The organism is Brucella sp. TWI432 (assembly GCF_039674445.1).
Classification (GTDB): Bacteria; Pseudomonadota; Alphaproteobacteria; order Rhizobiales; family Rhizobiaceae; genus Brucella; species Brucella chromiisoli.
Window position 1 is genome coordinate 87,581 of the sequence record NZ_JBDJNL010000010.1, and the last position, 15,734, is coordinate 103,314.

Here is a 15,734-nt window from a genome sequence, read left to right on the forward strand (position 1 = left end):
AAAACTAAAATTCTTACGCTTTATGAAAAGCGTTGGGGGCGTTGGGTACGTGCTGCGATGCCGCTGGACGTCGCAAAGCCCCCCCTTGCTTTGCGAGGCAAGCCGATGTTTATTCGTGAAGGGCAAATAGGAGGCTTGAATGAAATCTATAGATGCGATGATAACTTGGACGCCAAACCGGGATCCATTCTTGCAAAACCCAACTTGTGGCCAAGTTAGGGTTATCCATCATAATGTTGAACCGGATAACAATGACATTCCTTGTTCCGTTGGTGCCTGCAACGCGGGATGGAAGGAAATGAGCGTAGAAGACAGACAAACAGAGATTAACGAAATTTATCGTAGAATGGTCGAGGAAGATAATATCGACCCTGCTTATGCAAAAAAACAAATCGGCCGCATCGAAGATGTTGTGATGAATTAACTAATCAACTGACTTCGAAACGGATGAGGTGAGTAGGCCCATATAAGCATGGGCTTACTTGTCGTTTTGGGGCATTGGATTAAAGCGAAGCGTATACCATTGCTGTTGAAGTATATTCCAGAATGCTAGTAATGAAGATTATCAAAAGATATATTTGGCTCTTTTTACCGGCTTCAGTTATAGCTTTGGTAGGTGTTTGCTTCTTGATGTTGAGCCGAACGTTTTCATCGTTTGGACTTTGCTCTACGTCTGATGGTGATACGACTGAATGTATCCGCAGTTGGATTGGGGCACTTAGCGGATGGATTGGCGCTGCAGTGGCTGGATTAGCGCTGTTTGGTTTGTTTGCACAAATTAGGGAGCAGCGCCGACAAACAGAGTTTGTAATTGGTGACAGTCTACCAACCCTCGACGCCTTACAGCACATCACTGACGATAAGATCGTCGTCGTTCGCATAGTAAACTGGAACCGCAGATCACTGATAATAAAAAAGATTGATGCTCCTCCAACCGGAGCCGGAATTTATTTAGGCTATAAACAGCTTAAGATTGGAAGTGAAAAGCAGTCTATGAAAAGTGGTTGGGTGGATTTTGCGATCGAGGGCTGGATAGACCGGACCAAACCTCCTGCAGTTGTGGAAATACAGCTTAATCGATATGGCTTTTCGGATGACCGGGAATACATAGAGACAACTTGGGAAGACGTTGAAAACGTTATCGTGGAAGCTCAGCTCATCGACGGCAGGCATAAGAAAATCGTTCTGCGGGCGGAATTGAACAAAGTTGATGGGTAAATGAGTAGTTGCCAGATTTAACGGCCACTCGTTTGTGGCCAGTAATTACTTCGGGATTAGGTGCCGGACGATGCCGACACCTTCGATATGGATTTCACTAACGCGGTTCATGCACCCGCCGCGTAATTGATGCTCTTAGCTTGCTCATAGCGCTCTTTCAGCCATGCTGGATAACGCTCAGGCCCGTTCGGATCAATTTGCTTTCCAATCTGATCTTCCGGCCACCTATGGGCTATCCATGACTGGCTTGTGCCTTCCTGAATAACTGCCATCTGAATAAACCCACCGGCCATATAGTAACGGTCATCGCCCTCGCGTTCTTCCTCCCCGACCACAAGCCCACTGTCGGCCCGACACGCACACACGAGCCGCATGAGAATATCGCCGGTTTCTTCGTTTGGCAGTGGCGGCACGAGATCAAATTCATGCATCGTGTCTGGTAGATGACTGCACCATGTTGCCGCTGGCAAAGGGTATCTGACGAACGGTTCTAAGGTGATAAGATTGCCATCGCTCAATGTCACGCTTGGCTTTTCATAACTCACCACACGATACGCCTCATAAGCCTGACGCTCATCAGACCATCCACCGATGACGCAAGCCGCCTCACTGTGTGGGCCTCTATCCCAATTGCCCCATATGTCAGAGAACAATCGCTGGTGAGAGGTTTTGCAAAACTCAGCTATTCCCTCAACCAAATCATCAAAGCTGTTTATCTGCTGAGTGATTTCCCATCGCAAGGCAGTGCAGAAACCACCTGCGCCTGTCGAACCGATGAAACAGTTATACTCTGGCAACAGAATGAACTTGGATACGAAGCCGTGAACCTCGCCTGTATCGTAGGTGTGACAAACCCCATCCGATGCGACAATAATTCCATCAGTTCCAACTGCGACAGCTAACGCGCTCATGCCTGCACTCCTATTGTCATCACGAACTCTGCGCCAGCTTCACCGCCTGGAACCGATCCACCCAGCGCGAACCTATCCAACGGAATGCCGTTATTGATTGCTTCCAGAATGCCGCGGTTCATCTTGGTAGCTTTGGCATTTACAACGAACTCCCCATCGGAGAGCATCGCGGGAATACTGTCAGACGTTGCACTGCCGGGGCCGCGCACATGGCCACCTGTCGCTAGTCTTAAACCGCCCCATGGATCGGAACCGCCGCCTCCGAATATGCTCCCAACAATACTGCCGATACCGCCACCGCTGCCGAATAGCGCATCAAGGCCACTATTAAGGAACCGATCAGCTAAACGGCCAATAGCATCAGCCAGCACATCGGAAGCCTTCGCACCATTCAACAAGCCGGAAATCATAGTGCCAGCAAAGTCACGTCCAGCATCATTGAGCGCTTGCAGTTTATCCTGCGATTTTTCCCAAGCTTCATTCTGCCGATAAGTGCTTTCGATCAGCGCTTCGATTTGGGCTTTTTGCTCGCCCGTAGCAGCTGCGCCAGCTTGACGGATCGCAATCAGTTTCTCTTTCTCAAGAGCGCTTTTACCAACCAGCGCCGCCTCAAATTGAAGATCCTTGATAAGCTCCTTGACGGCCTCTGCTTCGCGCAGTGCCTCGTCCACGGCTTGAGAGCGTGACTTGCTGCCGCCTGTGCTTTTTGTCGGCTTATCTGGTTTCGTCGGCGTAACCGTAATCTCGGTTGGCTGTGTGCCGTATTTTCTACGTGCTGCCTCTACAAGCGCCGGATTGCTGTCTGTTGCAGGACCATGTGCACCAGCGACACGCATGTCATTTTTGTCGCCCAACATGACCCGGCCAAAATTCTCCATGCTTGGATCGGCCCAGAAGTCTTTCATATAGGCGGCAATGTTGCCCATATCTTTAGCGAGGCCATCCTTGAGTACTACCGATACGTTGAGAATGGCGTTCTTTGCAGAGCTTTCAAAGTTGCGCCAGAGCGTGTTGAACTCCTTGTCAATATCCTCGGCCCTCTTGATCATCGTCTCATCGAGAATACGATCAGCGTCTTGGGCGCTTTGCATTATTTTCTGAATGCTGCCATCGGCAAGATCAAGCAACCGCACCGCTTGCTCTGCACCAGTTCCTCCAAAGACCTCATCAAAGATACGGGTTGCCGCTGCCTGATTATTAAGCGCTTTGGTCTTGTCGATGATTTCCTGCATCAGCTTGGAAGGGTCACGAAGCTTCTTTTGAACTTCTTCTGGCGTCATTCCAAGACGGCCAAATGCTTCCGCGGCGCTGCCCTTGCCAGTCAAAGCAAACTCATCCGCTCTGATGTTCAATTCTTTCAGCGCGTCTACCATCGCATCAAGCGGAATACGGGTATCTTCTGCCACGGCTTTCCATTGCTGGAATGCAGTCAGTGAAACGCCGGCTCTTGCAGCCTCGGCTCGTAGATTGGCTGTTTCTGTAATGATCGATCTGATGCCAGAAACGGCACCAGTGATACCTCCAGAGAATGCACCGCCGATAAAGCCACCGGCAAAGGCACCAGTGAACGACGAGGAAATGCCGGAGAAAACCCCATCCATTTCCTTACCGAAGCCCTTGGCCTGCTTTCTGGCATCATTGATGCCCTTCTTGAAGTTAGCCGAACTCAAGCCGAGATCGACATAAACGCCACCTACCTGTGTCATGCTTCACCTCCGATGCTGCGAAGGAACTCACCCAATGCTCGCCCAACCTGACGAGAGGCTCCGTTAATCCCTATCCTGTCGATAGCATTACCCGCCTTTGGCAGGTTCAATCGAACTTCACCCATCATCTCTGGCATACCCATAGCCAGTTTCGCCATGTGGTCGTTCCATAGCCAGCCAGCAGCAACAACCGCCCTGAGCGTGTGGATTGCCGGGCCTCCATCGGCTTCCAAATCTTCAACGATATCGACTGCGCGTTTCCCCAACGTGCGTTCTAGGACGCAAAGAGCATTGACGCTGTATTTCAGTTCAAGGTTATCGGTCTTTGTGTTCATGATTTTTTTCCTTTGCTGGCGCGGTTAGCCAAGCGCTTTGCTGTCTTGTCGATTTCAACGCGCAGTAAATTGCGCATATTCTCGATGGATTTTACGGATCGAAATGCAGGCCCCATGAACGGCTGCGCTGGCATCTTCTGAGTGCCGAACTCGGCAAAAATGGCATGGGGAGCATTGGCTCTGACACGGACCGTTGCGGATAGTCCTTGGCCTGCTGCTGCCTTATTCGCGGCACGAGCGGCTTTACCTGCTTCTTCTCGTGTGGCCCCTGACTGCATGGCGTTCGCGAAGGCAGCTTTGCCAGCGTTGCTTTTCAGAATGACTGTCTCAATCGAGCGCTTCAGATCGCCCTTATCAACTGGCGCTAATCTCTTGGCTGTGTCCTCAACTGGCTTGGCAGTCTGCTTCAAAACACGCTCCAGAACACGACGCTGCGTTGCCTTGGTGAATTGCTCAAGGTTCTTGTCCAACTCGCGGAGACCGCTGATTTTGTAAGACTTAGCCATTGTTAAGTCCTTCCGAAATTAAATCGTTCATTCTGTCAGCGCTTCTCTGGTGAAAAACCCCGTATTTGCAGTGGTCTACGGGGTATTCCTCTTTGTTTTTCTTTTGGTCAGGACTTAACAAATTTCACCTCACCAAAAAAAATATGTGAATGTGGAGGTCGTGGGTACGCGCTCGAAGCCGTTTTAGGATCAAAACCTCCCCCCCCCCATCATCGATAGAGCCTCGCCTGATTGTCTTGGCGCTGCTTCGTCCCGTCATGGCAGGTCTTGCAGAGGCATTGCAGATTGTCCTCATCCCAGAACATACGTTCATTGCCGCCATGTACTTCGATGTGGTCACACACAAGCTGCGATGTGTCCGGCTCAATCCGTTTGCACATCTGACAGGTGAACAGGTCGCGCACGAATATCTTCATGCGTAGCTTCTGCCATCTGGCTATGCGATACCACCGACGCCACGGCTCTTGCTTTACGCGATGCTGGTCACGGCTGCGCTGGCTACCCGGTGTAGGTCCAAGCAGCGGCTTCATCGTTCTAATCAATGGTCGTATTGTCTTGATCTTAGCCATCAGAAGCGCCCCGCTGTATTGCGCTTCACCACATCGAAGATTGCCTTCTGCTCTTCTTTGGTCGGGTATCGGCCAATGAGTGCGGTCACATGAGCGAGGGACCGTAGGAACACTTCAACTTCATACTGTGCGCGGATGCCGAACTCAGCGCCAATGTCGATAAGGTGCTGTTGAGCATCTGGGCCGTATAGATCACTGATAGGCTTGCTGAACACGTTGGCATTGTCATTTGCGGCTGGCTGCGCATCGTGGCTGCTCTCTTGCCTAGCCACTTCAAGCTCTGACAGAACGCCTTTAGCCCATGTGTTCAACTCGTCCTTGCGGATTTTTCGGTGAGCAACAATCTCTTCTTCTGTTGCCCCCTTTTCCTCAAGAAGCATCTCTTCACGCAAAAGCATGTCTGAGATTGTTTTGTCGATCCAGTCGAAGATATTGCTCACAGGCGGCTCCTTAGTAATCAGGCCAACCGATCCACCGCGCTTTTCATTGGTCATCACGCGTCCTTTCCGGCCTTAGCCATCAACTGCCAGCCGTCACACTTGCCGGGTTCTTCAGTTTCATTGATTGATCTGAGTGCTATCCAGCTATCGCCCTTGAACGTGGCAACATCGCCTTTGCGATAGCCCTGTGCGCGTTGGTGAACGCCACGGTATTTGATGCCACCTTCTTCCAGTGCATCCAGCCGTTTCTTGATCGCATCGAACACGTCCATCACTTTGGCCAAGGCCTCATAGAACTCGCCACGATTTGTTGCAGATTTCAAAAGCTCCGGTGATGCGTTCTTGATTACGTCTCGCAGGCTCATGTCCGATCCTCCGCGATTTGGTGAATGATCCCGTTCTCAAGGCACCACTCGATTGATGAAGGTTTCTCGTCGGCTGCGATGGCTCGGATCGTAGAAACGTCTATGGCGGTGCGCTGTGCGATGATGGTGATCAGATCGGCGTCAATCGCCCGGAACTGATCTGCCTGACGCTGGAAATCCTCAGCCTTCCAAGATGTGACCGAGTATTCCCCGCATCGTGTCTGATGAATGAGGAAAGACGCTTTCCGGCTGGCGATACGCCGATCTGCGGCCAGTGCGATCAATAGGCCGCCGCTTTCGCAGCTACCGACGATATGAGCGGTCTTGCGTTCGGCGGGATGGTCGCGAAGCTGCTTGTGTAGCAACATCGCTGGAAAGCACTCGCCACCGGGGCAGTCGATAATAAGGTCGATGGAATGAGCAGCTGGAACAGATGCAAGCTTCTCAACCGTGTCGCAGAACATCAGTTCGTCAATCGGTCCCTTGATGGCGATCTCGATATGACGGACATAATCGCCCTTGGCGCGGTGACGCTCGGCAAGCTTCAGATTGCGATGCTTCACGGTCTCGGTCGGCTCCAGGCTGATGCCATCGTCTGAGAACATGCTGATGATCATCGGCACCAGCTCCGGGCAAGTTTCAGAGAGTTGTCGATAAGGCCGCGTGTTGCCTTGCTGCCGTTGATTGCTGGATGGTCGGGCGAGAGACCGGCCCGCAGAGCTTCGCGGTGGAAATCTTCGCCAGCCTTCAGAAGGGTATCCAGCGTCTCCACAGCTTCGAGGACCGCACCTGCATATGCCTGATATACGGGCTGGAGTTGCTGATTGGCCGTCTGAACGTATTCGCGATGGAGGCTTTGGAATGTGCCGCTTGTCTCGGTATCCTGATTGACGAGTTCATCCAGATTGTCGGCTGCATCATCGATCTGGATCTGGCTCGGAACTGACCGAACCGTGACACCGGCTTCGGCATTGCTGCGGCTCAACCGCATATCGGAAAGCTCGCGTGTAGCGGTTGCTCTGGCGTTCCGGGCCGCCTCGTAAGCTTCGGTTGCTTCAACCAGCTTGTGGCTTTTCTTCGGAAGCTGGAGAGCGCGGCTGAAGTCCGTCGCGCCCTTGAGTTCTTCTTTCGTTCTGCTCATCATTTGTGCCTTGGTTGCCATTGAATGACACTTTAGCACTGTTGATTTTTGCTACCCGTCACGCGTGACGTAATCGCGAAACAACTCTCCAAGGGCTTCAGTTAACCGTTGCCGATCATCATCATCCCATTCTTTCAGCCGTCCTGTTTCAATCAGAATATCCCTGACGGCTTCTTCAGGCAGAGCAATCGGAAAGACCACCTCACCACGTCGACGCCGCGCACGTCGATCACGCTTCCGCTCGGCTGGTGTCTTAACCCGGCTATTCCGGGCACGTCCCTTCAAACCGACCTCGCTCGAATTAGCCTTGCTTCTGTCGCTGCTTGGCTGGCTTCGAGAACAGTCAGGCCGAACCGCTGGCGCAGTCCTTCCATAACCGGATGCGGCTTTTCATGATCGGGTGTCGTCGCCAGCCATTGAGCGGCTTCAACAACGCGGGGATTGGTCGGGGTCATTCCAAACCTCCTGAAAACATATCTTCACCGCCTGAGTGAAGCCGGGTGTGGTGCTGTCGGCAAAGCCAACGCACGGCCGAAGGCTGCGAATAATCGTCGTGGTGAGCGTCCACGTTTGGATTGCCACAGACTTCGCAAGCCTGCTTTTCAATCTGCTTGCTGCCCAAAGCTTTCTGAACTGCGATATGCGCCGCGTACTTTTTCGGATTTGCTCGACGCCAGTTTGCCTGTCGTGTGTCCGTAGTCAGCTTCGCGGCATGGTCGATGTCCACTGTTTGTTCCAGAGACGAGCTTGGCTGAATGGTCATGCTGCGCCGCCTTCGTTTTTGCACGTGCCTTCATAGGCCATACGGTTCAATTCAGATTGGACGGCATCGAAGAACAATCGAATGTGATCCTCGACCTCGGACCTCGCCACGCCAGCACGTACCAACTGACCGCCCAACGTGTTTACAGTCTGCCGCCAATATGTATCCGCAGCTTTGCAGTGTTTGCGTGATAGATTTTCAGCAACCGCCCTAACCTTGCTGTGCCGTGCCGATAACGGAAACGCGTGAATGACTGCCGGGGCTTTCCAGTTCAATAAATCAAGCTGATCACCAACCATTTGAAGAACTCCTATAAGTATTCCCTTCCTCATAGCTAATCTTAGATGAAGGTGTTCTATGAAGGTGTTCGTTGGAACCCATGTTCCGTGACAACTCAGAACCCATGTTCCGTGACGGCGTTTCCGTGGGTTGGAACCCATGTTCCGTGACAACTGTCCTTTTTTGTACGCGGCGTTTTGATTGACGCTCTCTTTCCGCGTCTCGATGGCGTTCGATTTGAATGGCTACTTGATCGAGCACTGCATTCATTCGGTAGCCTTGGACGAGGTAAATAATCGTGCCACGGTTCGAGCGACCTTCAACTTTGATCCACTTGGCATCGATCAAAACGGCAAGATACTTTCTAACCGTCTTTGTGGACACACCTAAGTTTATTGCTAATGCCGCCTCAGAAGGCCATGCTTTGAGCGTTTCGCTGTTTACATGATCCATCAGAGCAGCAAAGCATGATGCTGGGGCAGGTCCTACTTTATGATCAGCACGGACGGCGCGACACAGGTCTAGTTTCCAACCAGTGAAGGTGCGCTGTGTTTCATGATCAGACTTCTCGTCTACACTCATACTGCATCCTTCTGATCGCGTAATGAGATACGGCCTTCGATCCAAGACTGAACTTCATCGGCTACAAAAGCTTTGCGGGTGCCTTCGGGTGTGAGCGAGATAGGCTTTGGAAAAGCACCCCTTTTAACGCTCATCCATAGTGTTGTGCGTGAGAGTGATGTGAGTGAGCAGACTTCCCGGATGCTGATTAACTTTTTGAATGCACTTACAGATTTAGACATAGGTTCTCCGTCCGAGGCAAGTAAATCATTGACCTCGATTATACCAAAGGTTGAACACCACAGCTAACTGTCCGAGGATGTTTTTAATGAACGTCCCCAGTTATTTACGTTTTTCTGTGCTATTTATGTTCACGTATGTTCATATTATGTTCTTTGGCAGAGTGTTTACCCATTGTACCATTGCGGCCCGTTTTTCTGGCTCATAAGTGGCTCGGTTATAAACCCCGGCTACTCCCGACCTAAATCCGCTAATATGATTTAAACAGGCTTCAATGATATGGGGCATCACGCCTAAGTCAGCCATGCCCGTTGCAACCGTGCGGCGAATATCGTGAGGCGTCCAGCGCTCCTTATTCATCTGCAATTTCAGCCGTACTGCTTGAGCAATAGCGTTGCTCTCTATCGGGTTGTCTACCCGACTGAATAGCGGTGCATCGTCAGCATCCGGGTCTGTGGCGTCGATTGCGTCTGACAGAATGGTTATGGCCGGCTCTGATAACGGCACGAGATGAGATAAACCGTTCTTTGTGCGGTGGCTTGGAATAGTCCATTTCATACCGTCCAAGTCGATCTCGCTGCGCATGATCCCGCAAACCTCACCGGATCGCTGCCCAGTCAAAAACAGCAGCCGGATAACGTTTACGGTATTAGAGCTTAGAGCGGCATCGGGCAGGGCTTCGATTATTGCCTTGATCTCATCCTTTGAAAGCACTCTATCGCGCCTGACGGCCCTTGCTCGCGGTTTAATGCCAGAAGCAGGCGAGGCACTTAGATAGTCACCGTCAACAGCCCAGTTGAACATTTTGCGGATGACCGCCAGAAGGTTATTTGATTGAGCGCCTTTGCCAGCATCGGCCTTTGCTTCGATAATATCCAGCACGTCACGCTTCTTCACGGCTTCCGCCTTCATGCGCCCGATCTCTGGATAAACTTCAGTCACCAGCAGTTGCTCATCCTGCTTCCAAGTCTTCTTATTACGCTGTGCATACTTCTCGATATAAAGCCCCCCCAGTTCACGAACCGTCATAGCGTCCCGTCTGGCGCGTTTATGTCCTGCTGGGTCCTTTCCCTCGGAAATACCGCTCATCGCTTTAAGCGCCTTGGATCGGGCTTCCTCTAGATCAATGGCAGGGTAGCGCCCGATCTTAACACGCTGCTTCGTGCGATCACTTTCGCGGGTGTAAAGTAGGTTCCACGTTTTGGTGCCAGTCGGGGCGACACGCAACGACAAGCCATGCACGAGAGTGTCGTGATAGTCCGTCCGATCAACGACCTTTATGCCTTTAACAAAACTTGCGCTGAGACGTACCTCAGCCATATTGAACCTACTGATGAAAATCTGCTGATTTTCAAATGGGTACCGTATGGGTACGGAAATGTCAAAACTCGTTGATACGCCTTCGGACGGTATCGAACAATAATTTACTTATTTATCAATATTTTGGTTTATTAGGTGGTGTTCATTGAGTTCATGATTGTTTGCGCGGTTGCCACTTTTAATCAGTAGGTCCAGGGTTCGAATCCCTGCGCGCTCACCAATAAATTCAAGAAAATCAACCACTTAAAGAACTCCTTCTGCTGATGTTTATTCCTGCATTGGTTTTGGGGCGTATCTTTTCAAAAAATGCCTCATAAGATCGGACGGCGTGTTTGCAGGCCCAGAGCGCAATCCAGTGCCGAAACCGATTGCCGGGTAGGTTATGCGTCAGCGTGCTCTGCACTTTTGCTGAAAATATTGCATATAAAAACAGCCGCCCTTGCGAGGCGGCTGTCATTCTGAAAATTCAAATTGCTATCATCGGTAAGGCGAATAGCATTGCTGGCGAGGCCCATTATATGGCTGGAACGTGTTGTCCGAAGCGCGATAGGACTTATAGCGATTATAGCACCACTGAACATGGTTGTTGCTGTAACGATATACCGGCTGAGGTGCCGGCTGGTTCGCAATTGCGCCGCCAATGATTGCACCAGCGCCGAACGCTGCCAGCGGATACCACCAGCCATCATTGTGACGGCGGTAGCCGTTACGATAATGGTTATAGCCACGATGGCCGTTCCAATAACCCGGACGCGGGCGATGATTGTCATTCCAGCCGGGACGTGGGCCAGGACGGTGACCATTCCAGCCCGGACGTGGACCGGGGCGGTGGCCATTCCAGTTGCCGTTACCGTGGCGCCGCCAGCGATCATCCCGAACATTGGCAATGTTATCGCTACTGGCGATTTGTGCAGTGGGCAGGACCGGCGATGCGGAAACAGGAGCAATCGCCCCCACTAAAAATGTTGCGCCAATCAAGCCGACCATCATTTTTTTCAGTGAATTAATCATATTCTTCTCCACTTCAACTGCAAACATCATGATTGATGGTTGATGAACCTGCGCTGAATAGTAGGGATAAATATATAGCGGCCCAAAGGCCTGACAAGGAACCGCGAGAAATCTGCGCAAACCTTTTTGTGTAGATCTGCATAAGACGTTTTGATTGCAACAGGCTGTTGAGGCAGAGGCATTTTGACATCTGGCAGTATACCTACAAAAACGTCATATGCTGCAATCATGAAAGAAAGCTCTGCATCCCCCCTTCCCGAAAAATCCGGCGACGGATACCGCCCAACGCATTTTCTGCCCATATCGTCAAACGATCAGCCTGTCGATTGGCTGATCACTGACGGTTTAACGGATTACGAAGAAGCGCTCGCCTTTATGGAAGCGCGTGTCGCAGCCATTCGCGAAGGGACAGCAAATGAGCTGATTTGGCTTGTTGAACACCCTTCACTCTATACCGCAGGCACCAGCGCAAATTCCGAGGACCTGCTGACACCGGATCGCTTTCCAGTGTTCAACACCGGGCGCGGTGGCGAATATACTTATCACGGTCCCGGCCAACGGGTGGCCTATGTCATGCTCGATCTGAAGCGTCGCCGCGAAGATGTGCGCGCATTTGTGACGGCGCTAGAGCAATGGATCGTCGAAACACTTGCACAATTCAATATCAAAGGCGAACGGCGCGCAGATCGCGTTGGCGTCTGGGTTGTTCGCCCGGAAAAGCCCCTGCTTGCCACTGGTGGCATGTGCGAAGACAAAATTGCCGCAATCGGCATCCGCCTGCGCCGCTGGGTGAGCTTCCACGGCATTGCCATCAATGTCGAGCCGGAACTCGAACATTTCGGCGGCATCGTACCGTGCGGGATTGCTGATTACGGCGTGACGAGCCTCGTCGATCTGGGGCTACCGGTGACGATGGGCGATGTCGATGTGGCATTGGGCAAAGCTTTCGAAAGCGTCTTTGGCCCTCGTCAGACCAAATAATCAGACGCTCTTCACGCGCCGCTCGCGCATGAAGACATAGAAGCCTGATCCCACGATGATCGCGATTCCGAACCATTTGGACGGTGTTGGGAAGTCGCCGAAGACAATCAAACCGACCAGAACCGCATTGACGATCTCCAGATACTGGAACGGCGCGAGCATGGATGCTGGTGCAAGCTTGAATGCCTGCACCACCAGAAGGTGACTGACAGTGCCGATTGTACCCAGCAAAAGCAGAAGCAGCCAGGGCTGTAGACTATGCGGCAACGAAAAACCTAAGTCTTGCACGCCCATAGCCGTGCCGAAAACCATAAACAGCCCCGCAATCAGCGATCCACCGATACCGGCGTAAAACTGCATCACGACCGGGCCTTCTTTCGCACCATATTTCCGGTTCAGGATCAGATAGATCGCAAAAGTTACAGCCGTTGCGAGAGGCAACAAGGATACTGCGCCGAAAATCTCGAAGCTTGGCTGAATAACGATCATCGTCCCGATCAGGCCGATACCAACAGCGCTGAAACGACGCCAGCCGACTTTCTCCTTGAGAAATACCGCTGAAAGCAGCGTCAGGATCAACGGCTCGGCAAAAAACACCGCCATGGCATCCGCCAGAGGCATATATTTGACGGCAGTGAAGAAACACGTTCCGCCAAAGCCCATCAGTGCGCCGCGCACAAGATTGCCGACAAGATGCGTGGTCCGCAGCGCTGCGATCCCGCCCATCACAACAAGGATCAGGAACATTAGCCAGGATTGAATGAAAAAGCGCATGAAGGTGACGGTCGCCGGCGGCATGTTATCCATCATCGCAAGCCATTTGCCGATGGCATCCATAAGCGGCAACAGCAATACCGAGAGCACCATGATCGCCATGCCCTTTACATGCGCTTCTAAGCCGCCTGCCGCCCTGCCCTGCATCTCGCTACTCGCAATTTTCTCAACTCCATTGCGCTTACGCGAATGCCATGCCCGTTTCCATCCTAATTCGATTACGAAAAGCGCCCGGTTTGACTTTCGCCACGTTTCTGGTGCAAATCTGTTGCGCTGCGAGCAAAATCATTTGATAACTCCGGGCAAAAGCGGAACGTAAAGCGAACTTTGTTCGCATTGCGGGTATTCTCATGGCATTATCATTGTGATTCGCAGACAACTTATTTCGTGCCGTTCAGTGGGGACGGTTCTTTCGGTTTCAGACAGAAAGCTTTTCGGACAAAGATGGACGACAGCAACGATCTCTTTTCCAGAGTAGTCAACAATGCCCGTGAACGGCAGATGGAGCAGCAGCCCCAAAAGGCGCCTGCATCGACGCCTGTTGCGCCAACGGCGACGCCATCATCTGCACCGAAGCCAGCACCTGCTGCAACCAAAGCTCCACCTGTTTCATCAGGCGGCGATGATTACAACGCCTCCTCCATTCGCGTTCTCGAAGGCCTTGAGCCGGTTCGTCTGCGCCCCGGCATGTATATTGGCGGCACCGACGAAAAAGCCCTGCATCACCTCTTCGCAGAAGTCATCGATAACTCGATGGACGAAGCCGTTGCAGGCCATGCCAATTTCATCGAAGTCAGTCTTGATGCCGAAGGCTTCCTGACTGTGAGCGATAATGGACGCGGCATTCCAGTGGACGAGCATCCACAGGTGCCGGGAAAATCGACGCTTGAAGTGATCATGACCAAGCTGCACGCAGGCGGCAAGTTTGACGGCAAGGCCTATGAAACCTCCGGCGGTCTGCATGGTGTCGGTGTCTCAGTGGTTAATGCGCTTTCCGATGTTCTGGAAGTTGAAGTCGCCCGCAATCGCCGTCTTTATCGCCAGCGCTTCTCGCGCGGCATTCCACAAGGCGGCCTTGAAGATGTCGGCGAAGTGCATAATCGTCGTGGCACGCGCGTCCGCTTTCATCCCGACCCGGATATTTTCGGAAAGGCTGCACATTTCGATCCGCATCGGCTTTACCGCATGGCGCGCTCGAAAGCCTATCTGTTTGGCGGTGTTGAAATCCGCTGGAACTGCGACCCATCTCTTCTTGATCCAAAAAAAGAAACACCCGAAAAGGCTGTTTTCCACTTTCCCGGCGGCCTGAAAGATTATCTCGCAGCCTCACTGGGTAAAGAGCATCAGGTGACGCGCGAGATTTTCTCGGGCCGCACCGAAAAGCAGGGCGGGCATGGCGCCGTTGAATGGGCTGTGTCCTGGTATGGCGGCGATGGTTTTGTCAATTCCTACTGTAATACGATCCCAACCGGCGATGGCGGCACGCATGAAGCAGGCCTTCGCATTGCATTGACGCGCGGCCTTAAGGCCTATGCAGAACTGACTAACAACAAGCGCGCCTCAATCATCACAACCGATGACGTGATGACATCGGCTGCTGCCATGATGTCAGTTTTTATTCGCGAACCGGAATTTGTTGGCCAAACCAAAGACAAGCTTGCGACGGTTGAAGCGCAACGCATTGTCGAAAATGTTATCCGCGACCCGTTTGACCACTGGCTGGCGGCTTCACCGCAGGAAGCTTCGCGCTTGCTCGACTGGGTTGTCGATCGCGCCGAAGAACGCCTGCGTCGCCGTCAGGAAAAGGAAACCGTCCGCAAGAGTGCGACACGAAAGCTGCGCCTTCCGGGCAAGCTTGCAGACTGTACGCAGAATGCGGCAGCAGGTGCAGAACTTTTCATCGTCGAAGGTGACTCGGCCGGCGGCTCCGCCAAGCAGGCACGCAATCGTTCCAATCAGGCGATCCTGCCACTGCGTGGCAAAATTCTCAATGTTGCGAGTGCTGGCCGTGAAAAACTGACAGCCAACCAGCAGATTGCCGACCTCGTACAGGCACTGGGAGCAGGTACGCGCAAAAATTATCGCGAAGATGATCTGCGCTATGATCGCGTGATCGTCATGACTGATGCTGACGTTGACGGCGCGCATATCGCATCGCTGCTCATCACGTTCTTCTATCAGGAAATGCCGGACCTCATCCGCAACGGCCATCTTTATCTGGCAGTCCCGCCACTTTATCGTTTGAGCCAAGGCGGCAAAGTGGCCTATGCGCGCGACGATGCGCACAAGGATGAACTGCTTCGCACGATGTTCACCGGGCGCGGTAAAATCGAAATCGGCCGTTTCAAAGGTCTTGGCGAAATGCGTGCCGATCAGCTGAAAGAAACGACCATGGACCCAAAGAAGCGCACGCTTCTGCGCGTTCATGTCGATGAAGATTACGTTGATGAAACGCGCAGCACTGTTGATGATCTGATGGGTACAAAGCCGGAAGCCCGCTTCCGCTTCATTCAGGATCGCGCTGCATTTGTGGAAGAGCTTGATATTTAAGCTTTTCGCCTGCCAGATCACAAAAGATAAACGTCAGCGTGTTATGCACGCTGACGTTTTTTCT

23 protein-coding genes are annotated in these 15,734 nt (G+C 52.2%); 4 read left to right on the forward strand and 19 right to left on the reverse strand.

Annotated elements, in window-relative coordinates; genetic code table 11:
• Positions 1-139: 139 nt before the first annotated feature.
• On the forward strand, positions 140-424 hold the full coding sequence (locus ABE527_RS14650) for a hypothetical protein (protein WP_499697355.1): 285 nt from the start codon (positions 140-142) through the stop codon (positions 422-424).
• A 131-nt stretch (positions 425-555) separates the two neighbouring features.
• The gene (locus ABE527_RS14655) at positions 556-1,218 is read left to right on the forward strand and encodes a hypothetical protein (protein ID WP_499697356.1); all 663 of its coding nucleotides are present in this window, start codon (positions 556-558) and stop codon (positions 1,216-1,218) included.
• Positions 1,219-1,325: 107 nt separating this feature from the next.
• Here ABE527_RS14655 and ABE527_RS14660 read toward each other — a convergent pair whose 3' ends face one another.
• The 18 genes from ABE527_RS14660 to ABE527_RS14745 form a co-directional block, all read right to left on the reverse strand.
• Complete coding sequence (locus ABE527_RS14660) at positions 1,326-2,129, reverse strand: hypothetical protein (protein WP_499697357.1); 804 nt, start codon at positions 2,127-2,129, stop codon at positions 1,326-1,328.
• Complete coding sequence (locus ABE527_RS14665; protein ID WP_499697358.1) at positions 2,126-3,835, reverse strand: hypothetical protein; 1,710 nt, start codon at positions 3,833-3,835, stop codon at positions 2,126-2,128. Before ABE527_RS14665 ends, ABE527_RS14660 begins: the two co-directional genes overlap by 4 nt.
• Positions 3,832-4,170, reverse strand: a complete 339-nt coding sequence (locus ABE527_RS14670) for a hypothetical protein (RefSeq protein ID WP_499697359.1) — start codon at positions 4,168-4,170, stop codon at positions 3,832-3,834. Before ABE527_RS14670 ends, ABE527_RS14665 begins: the two co-directional genes overlap by 4 nt.
• Positions 4,167-4,676, reverse strand: coding sequence for an HK97-gp10 family putative phage morphogenesis protein (locus ABE527_RS14675; RefSeq protein ID WP_499697360.1), 510 nt, complete (start codon positions 4,674-4,676; stop codon positions 4,167-4,169). Before ABE527_RS14675 ends, ABE527_RS14670 begins: the two co-directional genes overlap by 4 nt.
• Before the next feature lie 209 nt (positions 4,677-4,885).
• Entirely contained in the window at positions 4,886-5,245 is a 360-nt protein-coding gene (locus ABE527_RS14680; protein WP_499697361.1) for an HNH endonuclease, read from the reverse strand.
• Positions 5,245-5,739: a hypothetical protein gene (locus tag ABE527_RS14685; RefSeq protein ID WP_499697362.1), complete on the reverse strand. Its 495-nt coding sequence runs from the start codon at positions 5,737-5,739 to the stop codon at positions 5,245-5,247. Before ABE527_RS14685 ends, ABE527_RS14680 begins: the two co-directional genes overlap by 1 nt.
• Entirely contained in the window at positions 5,739-6,050 is a 312-nt protein-coding gene (locus ABE527_RS14690; protein ID WP_499697363.1) for a hypothetical protein, read from the reverse strand. Before ABE527_RS14690 ends, ABE527_RS14685 begins: the two co-directional genes overlap by 1 nt.
• Positions 6,047-6,667 (reverse strand): ATP-dependent Clp protease proteolytic subunit, encoded by a 621-nt coding sequence (locus ABE527_RS14695; RefSeq protein WP_499697364.1) that lies wholly within the window; start codon positions 6,665-6,667, stop codon positions 6,047-6,049. Before ABE527_RS14695 ends, ABE527_RS14690 begins: the two co-directional genes overlap by 4 nt.
• Positions 6,664-7,191, reverse strand: coding sequence for a hypothetical protein (locus tag ABE527_RS14700; protein ID WP_499697365.1), 528 nt, complete (start codon positions 7,189-7,191; stop codon positions 6,664-6,666). The genes ABE527_RS14695 and ABE527_RS14700 overlap by 4 nt, the downstream gene beginning before the upstream one ends.
• A gap of 51 nt (positions 7,192-7,242) precedes the next feature.
• Complete coding sequence (locus ABE527_RS14705; RefSeq protein WP_499697366.1) at positions 7,243-7,476, reverse strand: hypothetical protein; 234 nt, start codon at positions 7,474-7,476, stop codon at positions 7,243-7,245.
• A complete protein-coding gene (locus ABE527_RS14710; RefSeq protein ID WP_499697367.1) occupies positions 7,473-7,646 on the reverse strand; it encodes a hypothetical protein in 174 nt (57 codons plus the stop codon). Before ABE527_RS14710 ends, ABE527_RS14705 begins: the two co-directional genes overlap by 4 nt.
• Entirely contained in the window at positions 7,643-7,954 is a 312-nt protein-coding gene (locus ABE527_RS14715) for a hypothetical protein (protein ID WP_499697368.1), read from the reverse strand. Before ABE527_RS14715 ends, ABE527_RS14710 begins: the two co-directional genes overlap by 4 nt.
• Positions 7,951-8,253, reverse strand: coding sequence for a DUF6074 family protein (locus ABE527_RS14720; protein WP_499697369.1), 303 nt, complete (start codon positions 8,251-8,253; stop codon positions 7,951-7,953). The genes ABE527_RS14715 and ABE527_RS14720 overlap by 4 nt, the downstream gene beginning before the upstream one ends.
• Positions 8,243-8,815 (reverse strand): hypothetical protein, encoded by a 573-nt coding sequence (locus ABE527_RS14725; protein WP_499697370.1) that lies wholly within the window; start codon positions 8,813-8,815, stop codon positions 8,243-8,245. Before ABE527_RS14725 ends, ABE527_RS14720 begins: the two co-directional genes overlap by 11 nt.
• A complete protein-coding gene (locus tag ABE527_RS14730; RefSeq protein ID WP_499697371.1) occupies positions 8,812-9,036 on the reverse strand; it encodes a helix-turn-helix transcriptional regulator in 225 nt (74 codons plus the stop codon). Before ABE527_RS14730 ends, ABE527_RS14725 begins: the two co-directional genes overlap by 4 nt.
• Before the next feature lie 139 nt (positions 9,037-9,175).
• Complete coding sequence (locus ABE527_RS14735; RefSeq protein ID WP_499697372.1) at positions 9,176-10,354, reverse strand: tyrosine-type recombinase/integrase; 1,179 nt, start codon at positions 10,352-10,354, stop codon at positions 9,176-9,178.
• A gap of 108 nt (positions 10,355-10,462) precedes the next feature.
• Positions 10,463-10,597, reverse strand: a complete 135-nt coding sequence (locus ABE527_RS14740; protein ID WP_499697373.1) for a hypothetical protein — start codon at positions 10,595-10,597, stop codon at positions 10,463-10,465.
• A gap of 234 nt (positions 10,598-10,831) precedes the next feature.
• The gene (locus tag ABE527_RS14745) at positions 10,832-11,365 is read right to left on the reverse strand and encodes a BA14K family protein (RefSeq protein WP_499694896.1); all 534 of its coding nucleotides are present in this window, start codon (positions 11,363-11,365) and stop codon (positions 10,832-10,834) included.
• Between the two features lie 228 nt (positions 11,366-11,593).
• On the opposite strand from ABE527_RS14745, the gene lipB reads away from it, so the two are divergent.
• Positions 11,594-12,346, forward strand: coding sequence for a lipoyl(octanoyl) transferase LipB (gene lipB, locus ABE527_RS14750; RefSeq protein ID WP_265986619.1), 753 nt, complete (start codon positions 11,594-11,596; stop codon positions 12,344-12,346).
• On the opposite strand, the gene ABE527_RS14755 is transcribed toward lipB, so the two are convergent.
• Positions 12,347-13,267 (reverse strand): DMT family transporter, encoded by a 921-nt coding sequence (locus ABE527_RS14755; RefSeq protein ID WP_265986620.1) that lies wholly within the window; start codon positions 13,265-13,267, stop codon positions 12,347-12,349.
• 297 nt (positions 13,268-13,564) lie between these two features.
• Here ABE527_RS14755 and parE point away from each other — a divergent pair, with 297 nt between their 5' ends.
• Complete coding sequence (gene parE / locus ABE527_RS14760; protein WP_499694894.1) at positions 13,565-15,670, forward strand: DNA topoisomerase IV subunit B; 2,106 nt, start codon at positions 13,565-13,567, stop codon at positions 15,668-15,670.
• Positions 15,671-15,734 lie beyond the last annotated feature (64 nt).

What these genes read in the sequence shown, in the direction of transcription:
- ABE527_RS14745 (WP_499694896.1), bottom strand. Translation starts at nt 11,365, where the DNA reads ATGATTAATTCACTGAAAAAAATGATGGTCGGCTTGATTGGCGCAACA.
- ABE527_RS14715 (WP_499697368.1), bottom strand. Translation starts at nt 7,954, where the DNA reads ATGACCATTCAGCCAAGCTCGTCTCTGGAACAAACAGTGGACATCGAC.
- parE (WP_499694894.1), top strand. Translation starts at nt 13,565, where the DNA reads ATGGACGACAGCAACGATCTCTTTTCCAGAGTAGTCAACAATGCCCGT.
- ABE527_RS14660 (WP_499697357.1), bottom strand. Translation starts at nt 2,129, where the DNA reads ATGAGCGCGTTAGCTGTCGCAGTTGGAACTGATGGAATTATTGTCGCA.
- ABE527_RS14720 (WP_499697369.1), bottom strand. Translation starts at nt 8,253, where the DNA reads ATGGTTGGTGATCAGCTTGATTTATTGAACTGGAAAGCCCCGGCAGTC.
- ABE527_RS14675 (WP_499697360.1), bottom strand. Translation starts at nt 4,676, where the DNA reads ATGGCTAAGTCTTACAAAATCAGCGGTCTCCGCGAGTTGGACAAGAAC.
- ABE527_RS14710 (WP_499697367.1), bottom strand. Translation starts at nt 7,646, where the DNA reads ATGACCCCGACCAATCCCCGCGTTGTTGAAGCCGCTCAATGGCTGGCG.
- ABE527_RS14650 (WP_499697355.1), top strand. Translation starts at nt 140, where the DNA reads ATGAAATCTATAGATGCGATGATAACTTGGACGCCAAACCGGGATCCA.
- ABE527_RS14680 (WP_499697361.1), bottom strand. Translation starts at nt 5,245, where the DNA reads ATGGCTAAGATCAAGACAATACGACCATTGATTAGAACGATGAAGCCG.
- ABE527_RS14685 (WP_499697362.1), bottom strand. Translation starts at nt 5,739, where the DNA reads ATGACCAATGAAAAGCGCGGTGGATCGGTTGGCCTGATTACTAAGGAG.
- ABE527_RS14695 (WP_499697364.1), bottom strand. Translation starts at nt 6,667, where the DNA reads ATGATCATCAGCATGTTCTCAGACGATGGCATCAGCCTGGAGCCGACC.
- ABE527_RS14735 (WP_499697372.1), bottom strand. Translation starts at nt 10,354, where the DNA reads ATGGCTGAGGTACGTCTCAGCGCAAGTTTTGTTAAAGGCATAAAGGTC.
- ABE527_RS14725 (WP_499697370.1), bottom strand. Translation starts at nt 8,815, where the DNA reads ATGAGTGTAGACGAGAAGTCTGATCATGAAACACAGCGCACCTTCACT.
- ABE527_RS14665 (WP_499697358.1), bottom strand. Translation starts at nt 3,835, where the DNA reads ATGACACAGGTAGGTGGCGTTTATGTCGATCTCGGCTTGAGTTCGGCT.
- ABE527_RS14755 (WP_265986620.1), bottom strand. Translation starts at nt 13,267, where the DNA reads ATGCAGGGCAGGGCGGCAGGCGGCTTAGAAGCGCATGTAAAGGGCATG.
- ABE527_RS14655 (WP_499697356.1), top strand. Translation starts at nt 556, where the DNA reads ATGAAGATTATCAAAAGATATATTTGGCTCTTTTTACCGGCTTCAGTT.
- ABE527_RS14690 (WP_499697363.1), bottom strand. Translation starts at nt 6,050, where the DNA reads ATGAGCCTGCGAGACGTAATCAAGAACGCATCACCGGAGCTTTTGAAA.
- ABE527_RS14670 (WP_499697359.1), bottom strand. Translation starts at nt 4,170, where the DNA reads ATGAACACAAAGACCGATAACCTTGAACTGAAATACAGCGTCAATGCT.
- lipB (WP_265986619.1), top strand. Translation starts at nt 11,594, where the DNA reads ATGAAAGAAAGCTCTGCATCCCCCCTTCCCGAAAAATCCGGCGACGGA.
- ABE527_RS14730 (WP_499697371.1), bottom strand. Translation starts at nt 9,036, where the DNA reads ATGTCTAAATCTGTAAGTGCATTCAAAAAGTTAATCAGCATCCGGGAA.
- ABE527_RS14700 (WP_499697365.1), bottom strand. Translation starts at nt 7,191, where the DNA reads ATGAGCAGAACGAAAGAAGAACTCAAGGGCGCGACGGACTTCAGCCGC.